11 protein-coding genes and 1 pseudogene are annotated in these 9,999 nt (G+C 52.3%); 2 read left to right on the top strand and 10 right to left on the bottom strand.

Annotation, left to right across the window (positions count from 1 at the left end; translation table 11 throughout):
- Positions 1-299: 299 nt before the first annotated feature.
- The 4 genes from asd to leuC form a co-directional block, all read right to left on the bottom strand.
- Positions 300-1,412 (bottom strand): aspartate-semialdehyde dehydrogenase, encoded by a 1,113-nt coding sequence (gene asd / locus HZS80_RS22715; RefSeq protein WP_035557387.1) that lies wholly within the window; start codon positions 1,410-1,412, stop codon positions 300-302.
- A gap of 81 nt (positions 1,413-1,493) precedes the next feature.
- The gene (gene leuB / locus HZS80_RS22710) at positions 1,494-2,573 is read right to left on the bottom strand and encodes a 3-isopropylmalate dehydrogenase (protein ID WP_179917407.1); all 1,080 of its coding nucleotides are present in this window, start codon (positions 2,571-2,573) and stop codon (positions 1,494-1,496) included.
- A 99-nt stretch (positions 2,574-2,672) separates the two neighbouring features.
- Positions 2,673-3,320 carry a 3-isopropylmalate dehydratase small subunit gene (gene leuD, locus HZS80_RS22705; RefSeq protein ID WP_144813554.1) on the bottom strand — a complete coding sequence of 216 codons (648 nt, stop codon included), beginning with the start codon at positions 3,318-3,320 and terminating at the stop codon, positions 2,673-2,675.
- Between the two features lie 3 nt (positions 3,321-3,323).
- Complete coding sequence (gene leuC, locus HZS80_RS22700) at positions 3,324-4,775, bottom strand: 3-isopropylmalate dehydratase large subunit (RefSeq protein ID WP_035557379.1); 1,452 nt, start codon at positions 4,773-4,775, stop codon at positions 3,324-3,326.
- A gap of 159 nt (positions 4,776-4,934) precedes the next feature.
- Between leuC and HZS80_RS22695 the strand changes: the two genes are divergently transcribed.
- Positions 4,935-5,831 (top strand): LysR family transcriptional regulator, encoded by an 897-nt coding sequence (locus HZS80_RS22695; protein ID WP_035557376.1) that lies wholly within the window; start codon positions 4,935-4,937, stop codon positions 5,829-5,831.
- A 188-nt stretch (positions 5,832-6,019) separates the two neighbouring features.
- Here the strand turns inward: HZS80_RS22695 and HZS80_RS22690 are convergent, their stop codons facing one another.
- The 3 genes and pseudogenes from HZS80_RS22690 to HZS80_RS24210 form a co-directional block, all read right to left on the bottom strand.
- A complete protein-coding gene (locus HZS80_RS22690) occupies positions 6,020-6,439 on the bottom strand; it encodes a GFA family protein (RefSeq protein ID WP_179917406.1) in 420 nt (139 codons plus the stop codon).
- 134 nt (positions 6,440-6,573) lie between these two features.
- Positions 6,574-6,768: a hypothetical protein gene (locus HZS80_RS23735; RefSeq protein ID WP_235272543.1), complete on the bottom strand. Its 195-nt coding sequence runs from the start codon at positions 6,766-6,768 to the stop codon at positions 6,574-6,576.
- 17 nt (positions 6,769-6,785) lie between these two features.
- A pseudogene (locus HZS80_RS24210) lies at positions 6,786-6,899 on the bottom strand (DUF899 family protein); the annotation flags it as partial.
- A 266-nt stretch (positions 6,900-7,165) separates the two neighbouring features.
- On the opposite strand from HZS80_RS24210, the gene rlmF reads away from it, so the two are divergent.
- On the top strand, positions 7,166-8,110 hold the full coding sequence (gene rlmF, locus HZS80_RS22680) for a 23S rRNA (adenine(1618)-N(6))-methyltransferase RlmF (protein WP_179917404.1): 945 nt from the start codon (positions 7,166-7,168) through the stop codon (positions 8,108-8,110).
- Positions 8,111-8,253: 143 nt separating this feature from the next.
- Here the strand turns inward: rlmF and HZS80_RS22675 are convergent, their stop codons facing one another.
- Genes HZS80_RS22675 through HZS80_RS22665 form a run of 3 tightly spaced genes read right to left on the bottom strand, consistent with a single transcriptional unit; the run spans position 8,254 to position 9,569 of the window.
- On the bottom strand, positions 8,254-8,739 hold the full coding sequence (locus HZS80_RS22675) for a hypothetical protein (RefSeq protein WP_179917403.1): 486 nt from the start codon (positions 8,737-8,739) through the stop codon (positions 8,254-8,256).
- Positions 8,740-8,775: 36 nt separating this feature from the next.
- Complete coding sequence (locus tag HZS80_RS22670; protein ID WP_179917402.1) at positions 8,776-9,105, bottom strand: hypothetical protein; 330 nt, start codon at positions 9,103-9,105, stop codon at positions 8,776-8,778.
- A gap of 2 nt (positions 9,106-9,107) precedes the next feature.
- Positions 9,108-9,569, bottom strand: coding sequence for a hypothetical protein (locus HZS80_RS22665; protein WP_179917401.1), 462 nt, complete (start codon positions 9,567-9,569; stop codon positions 9,108-9,110).
- Between the last annotated feature and the right edge of the window lie 430 nt (positions 9,570-9,999).

Here is a 9,999-nt window from a genome sequence, read left to right as displayed (position 1 = left end):
GCGGCCGCGCAAGACACTGGACTGGCGCACGCCGCTGGAAGTTTACGCCGAGGTGCTCAAGAAATCGGTCGCTGGCCCGAGCACCCTTCAATAGCGTTGCGCTTGGAACTTGAGACCGCCGTTCCCTGATCGCTTACTTACTTTTTAACTATTGATGCAAGCTTATTGTATTACGTCTTTTTTATCATAACTTAACGAAATAAAGCCGTATTTCCCACTACCGTGATTATTAGCAGCGTAAAAAAAACGGGAAGCTGCAAACAGCTTCCCGTTTTCGACTAGCGTATAACAGCGAATAATTACTGTTCGCGCAGGATCTTCAGCATCCGCTTAAGGGGCTCCGCGGCGCCCCACAGCAGTTGGTCACCGACGCTGAATGCGGAGAGGTATTCACCACCCATTTGCAGCTTACGCAGGCGGCCAACTGGCACCTGTAGCGTACCAGTGGCAACGGCAGGTGTTAGGCCAGCAATGGTCGCATCCTTATCGTTCGGGATCAGCTTGACCCATTCGTTGTGCTTAGCAATGCGATCTTCGATCTCATCCAGCGGCACATCGTGCTTCAGCTTGATGGTGAATGCCTGGCTGTGCGAGCGCATAGCACCGATTCGTACACACAGGCCATCAATGGGGATCGGATTGTTGCCGAGGCCCAGAATTTTATTGGTCTCAACACTGGCCTTCCACTCTTCACGACTCTGACCGCTTTCCAGCTTGCTATCGATCCACGGTAGCAGGCTACCTGCCAATGGTGCGGCGAAGTTATCGATCGGGAAATCGCCACCGCGCATTGCAGCGGTTACCTTGCGATCGATATCCAGAATCGCACTGGAGGTGTCCTTCAGCTCTTCACCAACACTGTCGTGTAACTGCCCCATTTGGTTGAGCAGCTCGCGCATGTGCTTAGCGCCTGAGCCAGAAGCCGCCTGATAGGTCATGGAGGTCATCCATTCAACCATATCGGCTTCAAACAAACCGCCCAAGCCCATCAACATCAGGCTTACAGTACAGTTCCCGCCAACAAATGTTTTGGCGCCCTTGGATAGCTGGTCATCGATAACCTTGCGGTTAACCGGATCCAGCACGATTGTCGCTTCATCTTCCATGCGCAGGGTGCTGGCGGCATCAACCCAGTAGCCTTTCCAGCCTGCGTTACGTAGATCTTTATAGACCGGCTTGGTGTAGTCACCGCCCTGGCAGGTCACGATGACATCCAACGCTTTGAGCGCTTCGATATCAAAGGCATCTTTCAGCGGAGGTACGTCGACACCGATGTCGGGGCCGGGCTGGCCAACCTGAGAAGTAGTGAAGAAGACCGGCTCAATGCCGTTAAAATCACCATCTTCCAGCATTCGCTGCATGAGTACAGAGCCCACCATGCCGCGCCATCCCACGAAACCGACTTTCAACATATGAAGTCCTCCTGCAAAGAATGAGTACTCACATTATACACACTTCTTTACGGTGATTTTAAAACTGCAGATCAGCTGTTTCTATTGCTTTGCAAACGCAGCAAGAACGGCATCGCCCATAGCATCGGTGCCGATGGTTTGCATACCTGTAGATGCGATGTCAGCGGTACGCAGCCCATCATCCAGCACGCTGCCAACGGCGGCTTCAATACGCTCCGCCAGAGCATTTTCATTCAGCGAATAGCGCAGCATCATGGCCACAGACAGCATCATGGCCAGCGGGTTAGCCACGTTTTGACCAGCGATATCCGGCGCGCTGCCGTGGCAAGGCTCGTACATACCCTGCCCGCTTTCGTTTAGCGACGCGGAAGGCAACATGCCGATGGAGCCAGTCAGCATCGCGGCAGCATCGGAAAGAATATCGCCAAACATATTGCCGGTGACGACCACATCAAACTGCTTGGGTGCGCGCACTAACTGCATAGCGGCGTTATCGACGTACATATGGGAAAGCTCAACGTCCGGGTATTCCGGTGCTAAACGCTCCATCACTTCACGCCACAAGATGGTGACTTCCAGGACGTTGGCTTTATCCACCGAGCAGAGTTTTTTACCGCGCTTTTGGGCCATTTCAAATGCCACGCGGCCAATACGCTCAATCTCGCTTTCAGAATAGATATAGGTATTAAAGCCCACTCGCTCACCGTTGCGCACTTCAATGCCACGGGGCTGGCCGAAGTAGATCCCGCCGGTAAGCTCGCGGACGATCATGATATCCAGGCCGGCCACTAGCTCAGGCTTCAGGCTAGAAGCGCTGGCCAACTGCGGGTAGAGCATGGCCGGGCGAAGGTTGCCGAACAGCCCTAGGTTTTTGCGTAGACCCAGCAGGCCCTTTTCAGGACGTTTGGAGAGATCTTCAATTTTGTCCCACTTGGGACCACCCACAGCGCCCAACAGAATAGCGCTGGCGGCTTTGGCTTTTTCAAGGGTCTCCGCGGGCAGCGGCTCACCGTGCACATCATAGGCAGAGCCGCCCACCAGGCCTTCTTCGACTTCAATGTCCAAGCCTGCTTGCTGGCACGCCTTCAATAAACGTGCCGCCTGAGCAGCAATCTCGGGGCCAATACCGTCACCCGGCAGCAGTAATACCTTATGCGTCATGCTGAATCCTTAACGTGTTATCGAGCGACTTTGGCCGCTTCGCGCGTTGCAATGGGATTGCAACGCGCTATCAAACTTACTGTGAAAACTGGAAAGCGTTTAGGCAGACTGCCGGAACAACCAGGGACGCGCGGCTTTGTGCTTCTGCTCAAAAGCCCGAATGGCGTCTTCGTCTTTTAGCGTCAGGCCAATATCGTCCAGCCCTTCCAGCAGGCAGTGTTTGCGGAACTCATCCACTTCAAACTCTAAAATCTCACCGCTGGGAGTAATGACCCGCTGGTTCTCCAAGTCCACATCCAACTGGTAGCCTTCGTTAGCATCCACCTCGGCAAACAGGCGGTCGACCACATCTTCTGGGAAGGTAATCAGCAAAATGCCGTTCTTGAACGAGTTGTTGTAGAAGATATCGGCAAAGCTAGGTGCAATAACTACCTTAAAGCCAAAATCTTCCAGCGCCCAAGGTGCGTGTTCGCGGGAGCTACCGCAACCAAAGTTACGCCGCGCCAGCAGCACTTCAGAACCTTTGAAGCGCGGCTGGTTCAAGACAAAATCAGGATTGAGCGGGCGCTGCGAGCAATCCTGCCCCGGCTGGCCTTCATCCAAATAACGCAATTCATCAAACAGATTAACGCCAAAGCCGGTGCGCTTGATTGATTTCAAAAACTGCTTCGGGATAATCAGATCGGTATCGACGTTGGCGCGATCAAGGGGCGCAACCACACCTTCAAAACGTTCAAATTTTTTCATGGCTTAAGCCTCCTGAGCGTGAGTGGCGTCGTTAGCGGGCAAGCTGCGGACATCGACAAAGTGACCGGCGATTGCCGCTGCCGCTGCCATAGCGGGGCTGACCAAGTGGGTGCGGCCACCGTAGCCCTGCCGCCCTTCAAAGTTACGGTTAGAGGTCGAAGCGCAGTGTTCACCGGCACCCAACTTATCCGCGTTCATGGCCAAACACATGGAGCAGCCTGGCTCACGCCACTCAAAACCCGCTTCAATAAAGATTTTATCCAACCCTTCCGCTTCTGCCTGGCGCTTCACCAAGCCAGAGCCCGGCACCACCATAGCCAGTTTGATAGAGTCAGCGACTTTTTTGCCCTTGGCCACCTTGGCGGCTTCACGCAAGTCTTCAATACGCGAGTTGGTGCAGGAGCCGATAAAAATCTTATCCAGCTTAATGTCGGTAATTTTCTGGTTGGGCTGAAGGCCCATATACTCAAGCGCTCGCGTATGGCTGCGCTGTACGGTTTCATCCAGCGCGGCTAACGGGTCGGGCACTTGGCCAGAAATGCCGGTGACCATTTCCGGGCTGGTACCCCAGCTGACCTGTGGCTCGATTTCTTCAGCTTGCAAAGTAACCACTTTATCGAACTGCGCATCGTCATCAGAGACCAGATTGCGCCAGTCGGCTACTGCGGCTTCCCACTGTTCAGCGGTCGGCGCAAAAGGGCGCTTACCAAGATAATCGATAGTGGTGTCGTCTACGGCGATCAGACCGACCCGTGCGCCCGCTTCAATGGCCATATTGCACACAGTCATGCGGCCTTCCATAGAGAGCGAGGCAATGGCACTTCCGGCAAACTCAATAGCGTAGCCAGTGCCGCCTGCGGTGCCAATTTTGCCGATAATCGCCAGCACTACGTCTTTGGCAGTCACGCCCAGGCCTAATTCGCCCTCCACGCGCACCTGCATATTCTTCATTTTTTGCGCCAGCAAGCACTGGGTCGCCATCACGTGCTCGACTTCAGAAGTGCCGATACCGTGGGCCAAGGCACCAAAAGCGCCGTGGGTGGCAGTGTGAGAGTCGCCACAAACCACGGTCATGCCCGGCAGGGTTGCGCCCTGCTCGGGGCCAACCACGTGCACGATCCCCTGGCGCGGGTCGTTGATTTTAAACTCTTCGATGCCGTACTCAAGGCAGTTGTCGTCCAGGGTTTGCACCTGAATCAGTGACACCGGGTCTTTAATCCCGCTGTTGCCCTCGGCCCGCTCTTTAATGGTCGTTGGCACGTTATGGTCAGGCGTAGCTAAATTGGCATCCAAACGCCACGGCTTGCGGTTGGCTAAACGCAGCCCTTCAAACGCCTGGGGCGAGGTCACTTCATGAAGCAACTGGCGGTCGATGTAGATCAACGCAGTGCCGTCATCGCGCTGCTTCACCAAGTGTTGATTCCAAAGCTTGTCGTAAAGGGTTTGGCCTGACATGTGACTCTCCTGGGCAGTGCCCTGCTAGTTCGGTATAGCCGCCTCTATGGGCTGCTTAAATTGCTTGTGGAGTCAGTGTCACGCGACTCGCGCATAAAAGCAATTCATGTTATTCATAGTTTAGATTCCAAACTGGAATAGCTAATTAGGGAGCAGCCCGTGGATACCCAAAGCTTACAAGCCTTTTTGGCCGTGGCAGATACGCAAAGTTTCTCACGGGCGGCTGAACAGCTGCACCTAACCCAGCCTGCGGTAAGCAAACGCATTGCCACGCTAGAGTCTCAGGTGGGTACACGGCTGTTTGATCGTATTGGTCGGCGTATTGCGTTAACCGAAGCCGGTAGCGTGCTGCTACCCCAAGCGCGGCGGATACTGTTTAGTGTAGAAGATAGCCGCCGCGCGTTGGCCAACCTTTCTGGCCAAGTAGGCGGCAAGCTGACCCTGGCCACCAGTCACCATATTGGCCTGCACCGCCTACCGCCGCTATTAAAGCAGTACACCCAGCGCCACCCGGAGGTTACGCTAGACCTGCACTTTCTGGATTCCGAACAGGCTTACCAGGGAGTGCTGGACGGCACCCTGGAAATGGCCGTGGTAACGCTAGCGCCCCATCCTCATGAGCAACTGCAGGTGGTAGAGCTGTGGCGCGACCGGCTCTGTTTTGCCTGCGCTATCGATCACCCTCTTACCCACCAGGTCTCTCAACGCGTTCTGTCACTGACCGATCTATGCGAATACAACTGCGTGATGCCGGGGGCAAAGACCTTTACAGGATCCCTTATCGCGCAGCGTTTTAGCCAAGCGGGCCTGGAACTGCCAGTGAGCATGGCAACCAACTATTTAGAAACGCTAAAGATGATGTGCAGCGTGGGGTTAGGTTGGAGCCTGCTACCGGAAAAGATGATCGACAGCGAACTGGTAGAGCTAAAAGTAGACACCCCACCTATTTACCGCCCGCTGGGGTACTTGGTGCATACCAACCGAACGCTCTCGAATGCGGCACGAATGATGATTGAGGAGCTGGAAAATACGCGGGGTGAGAGTCCTATAAAATAAGCCTTATGTGTAGCGCTCGTAGATCTCGCTTTCTCATTGCCACACGCGACAGTTTGTGCACGAAGCTGGATAGAAGGGTTTTCGTAGCGCGTGGTAAGCGAAGCGCCCCGCGGGAGCAGCGCGAAGCGGTGCCGGGGGTTAGCTGAGGTGCCACCGGACGTCGTTCCGCCGGCTCCTAAACTGCCTTCCTATTCACCAAACTGGGCGAACACTTCTTCGCCGGTCAACTGCTTGGTTTTTTCTGCTAGTGAATAGTAACGCGGCTTTTGAACGATAAATATTTGCTCGGTTATTTTCCAATCACCCGCGCCATCAAGAAGCCCAACGGGAAGCGCGTAATGCCCATCCTGTTTTAAGCGATAGAAAAGGTGGGTGCCACATTTCTGGCAGAAACCACGCTCAGCCCACTCAGAGGAACTGAAGGTGGATATATGCTCGGAGCCTTTAAAGTCCACATCACCAGCAAACTCAAACGCAAACAACGGGCCACCACCCCACTTTCTACACATCGAGCAGTGACAAACGCCGACATGGTTGCTTTTGGTGGTAACAGTAACGCTGACAATCCCGCAAAGACAGGCCCCATGAAGCTGAGTGGTGAACCCCATGCTTGTCTCCTCCCGCTGCATCCCAGTTAGATAGTGCTTAGCCGTCAAAAGCCAAAATAGCCAAGAGATTTCTCAACAACATTCACCAAGATAGCTCAATATTGATCCTCCGTATTAAAGAATGGGCGTGGCAGCTAGCCTACTGCGTCGATGGTTAAGCGTTGAGCCAGGGCTTGATAAAGGGTGTGCCGCGCCACTTCGTTGAACAGCACAAAACGGACCAGGCGTACTTTGTACAGGGTGGGCAGTATTGCTTCGAGGATAGACGCGCACACCTGTGCGGCTTCTCCAGCGTATCGAAGACGTACTCCTTCTCCATCTTGACCCATGGCAACTCACGCCTTTCACGGACGACCAGGTCGCGCATACGCGTGAGCGCCTTCTCGTTCTTTAGATGGGCTTTGCGTGCCCGAAACCACTCCTTTTGGGATACAACTCTCGGTGATTCAATCTGGCTCATGACGGACTTCCTCGCGTAAATTCAGCCTTGCTCCGGCGTGCAGCACCGGAATAATGCGTTTTGCATGGAGTAGTCGCTCGCCTCTGATCAAAATCGACAACACCGCCGCAATTAATGACGAGGGGCATCGGGGCTAACATATACATCCCCGGGAGAATGGGCGTCCATTCAACTACCGAGTATGCTCAACACAACCATGAAGATTATAATCACGGACTAAGCCATACCCTCTCGACAATTGAACGCCAAGCCTCGGACCTATTACTGTGAACAACCGCCATGGAAGTGAAAAAAGCCCAGCCAAGCCTGTTCGTAAAGGCCTGCACCCGAAGAATCTACACAACCAAGGCTATGACTTCCCAGTGCTCGTAAAGAGCCACCCACCACTAGCCCCCTATGTGAAGCCGAACGCTTATGGCGAACTTTCCATCGATTTCGCAGACCCACTGGCAGTAAAAACGCTCAACGCCGCGTTATTAAACCGATACTACAACATCGTCGATTGGGATATTCCAGAGGGCGCGCTTTGCCCCCCCATCCCAGGCAGAGCCGACTATATCCATCACATGGCGGATTTATTGGAGTTTGAGCTTGGACATGAACAGCCCAGCATCAAGCTGCTCGATATAGGGACGGGAGCCAATGGCATCTACCCACTACTGGCCTGCCAAATTTACGGCTGGCAGTGCGTGGGTAGTGACATTAACCCTCAATCGCTTGAGAACGTCGCCACGATTATCGCCAATAACCCCACGCTCAAAGATCGCTTCACGCTACGCACGCAGCACGATAAAAACCATATTTTTGAAGGGATCATTCAAGCGGGGGAGTTTTTTGACGTCAGCGTATGCAACCCACCCTTCCATGCCTCGCTCGATGAAGCACTTAAAGGTAGCCAGCGTAAACGCAATAACCTTGCGCGTAGTCGCGGTGACCAAAAAGCAACAACCAAAACCCCCACGCTGAACTTTGGCGGGCTTGGTGCAGAGCTTTGGTGCAAGGGCGGCGAACAGCTGTTTCTTAAAAAGCTAATAAGAGAAAGCCAGGAGTATGCAACTCAATGCCGCTGGTTTAGCAGCCTGGTTTCAAAAACCGACAATGTTAAGCCTGCAAAGAAGCTGATTCGTAAGCTCGGTGCCGTTGACGTACGGGAAATAGAGATGAAGCAGGGAAATAAGATCACGAGGATATTGGCCTGGACATTTATGTGAGCCGTTACTGAGGTCGGGTATGATTATGCGAGATCTGGCGTGAGATTTCTTCGCTATAAGTACATCGCTTGAGATGGGAAAACGATTAGTCGAGCCTGTGCTTGATCAGGTAATGCGCGGAGCACGAGCGATCAGTTCGGTTGCTATTCCTTGATGCCGGAAGGCCTCTTTGATATAAACGGTCGCTTCGCTTGAGAATCGCTTAGCGACTTCTCAACGCCCCTCTCGAACGCCCACCTATACCCGTCTTCTGTCGATTGACTCTCGCAGACTTGTTGAAATTCGTCAGCAACCTTGCGCATCTTTATGGCATTGGTCTTGCAGTGACCTTCCCAGTAGTCGATATGGGCACGCAGGGCTTTTACCGCGTTCGAAATCGCATCTATTCCATGTGTATCGAGAATGCTTGACATGAAATGGCGCATAGCCCCAGCGCTCATGGCTCGATGAAAGACATTGCCATTCATCAAGTGCCTATAATCATTTATAAAATCATGAGCACTGGCTAGATTGATCCCATAGGAGTTATGAAGAGTTTCGGCCGCTACTTTGATTTCAAGCTCGCCAGCAAAAACTCTCCTTCCCATATAGCATGCTGCGACAACTTGTTCTTTCGTGATATGTGCCATGGACTAGTTACCGCTTAACGCCTTGCATGGGGGCGATCACAAAAGGGCGAAATCTAAAGTGCCATTAACGGTGTCTTTGATTGCTTTGATGGCCGCATTGATAGCCTTTTCAACTGCAAGAACACCTAAGCCCTCTAGAGTAAGCAGAACGATTTGCGCAGTATTTCTTTTCATTTTAATTAACGATTTAGCTTGTTTTTGACTAATCTTGCCTTGTAGCCGTAATCGTTCAACCAACGCAATCCCTTCAGCTATTCCTTTTAGCTCAGTTTCAGCATGCTCTTTGATCTCCGGCCAATCTTCTTCTAATACCGCTTTTGCGGCATCCAGCATTTTTTCCAAAAGCTCACCAACATCAATTGACATAACTATTCCTCTTCTCCGCGACGCTTGGCTAGTTCAAGCTTTAGAATGTTCGATAGAGCTGTATTGAAGTCATCTCTTGGAACTTTCACCACTTCTACATCTGCGACCCCCTCTTTATGGACCTCTTCAAGCAACCCAATGTTTTCCTCCAAAAGAGAAACTTGCTGTAACGTGATCTCATTCTTGGGAATGGCACTGGCTCTTAACTTTATAGCGCTGACGTCGACCTTTACTTCTTTATAGAATTCGAGATGATTGTCGTAACTGGCCTCTTCAGTGCCTATCTGGGATTCGAGATTTACAAAGAATGTTTCGAACTTTCGTTGGAGTTGAGTGATTGCCTCGTCGGTCTTGGGGTCGTAATCCGCAATTAGCTTGACTGTGCAACCCGACAAAGCCAGCCAGCAGGCGAACCATATGAGTACCATCCCCTTGCCCTTGGACGTCTTAACTGCTGTATTCATTTGATTATTTCCAGTTGGTGAGTAAAGCCCTCTAATGAGGCTGTAGAAAAACCCATTTTCGAGCCACTTCTTCCGCCTGCTGCCTTACTTTATTTTCCCGACCATAATATTGGCCGGTTTTCGTCATACGGTTACTTCGACACTGATTTACCGTGCCACCGCTAATAACTAACCTTTAACGGACTCACGAAGTCGTACTGCTCGGGCAGTTGCCCCCGTTCACGCCTGCAACTGATCATAATTCGCTAACTTCTCAATATTATGCACCAGGCAGTATAACCGCCACTGGCCCTGCACCTTTTTCTTACCCTGAATCGCCCCGGATATTCTAGACACCCGTTAGGCTCTTAAAGTAACGCCTTTCATACTCAACCGGTGACAAGTTATCACTTGTACCGTGTCGGCGCTTTGGGTTGTAAAACATTTCGAT

The organism is Vreelandella glaciei, from assembly GCF_013415125.1.
Lineage (GTDB): Bacteria > Pseudomonadota > Gammaproteobacteria > Pseudomonadales > Halomonadaceae > Vreelandella > Vreelandella glaciei.
The sequence above is the reverse complement of the archived record's forward strand: the minus strand, read 5'-3'. Positions and strand labels throughout refer to the sequence as shown.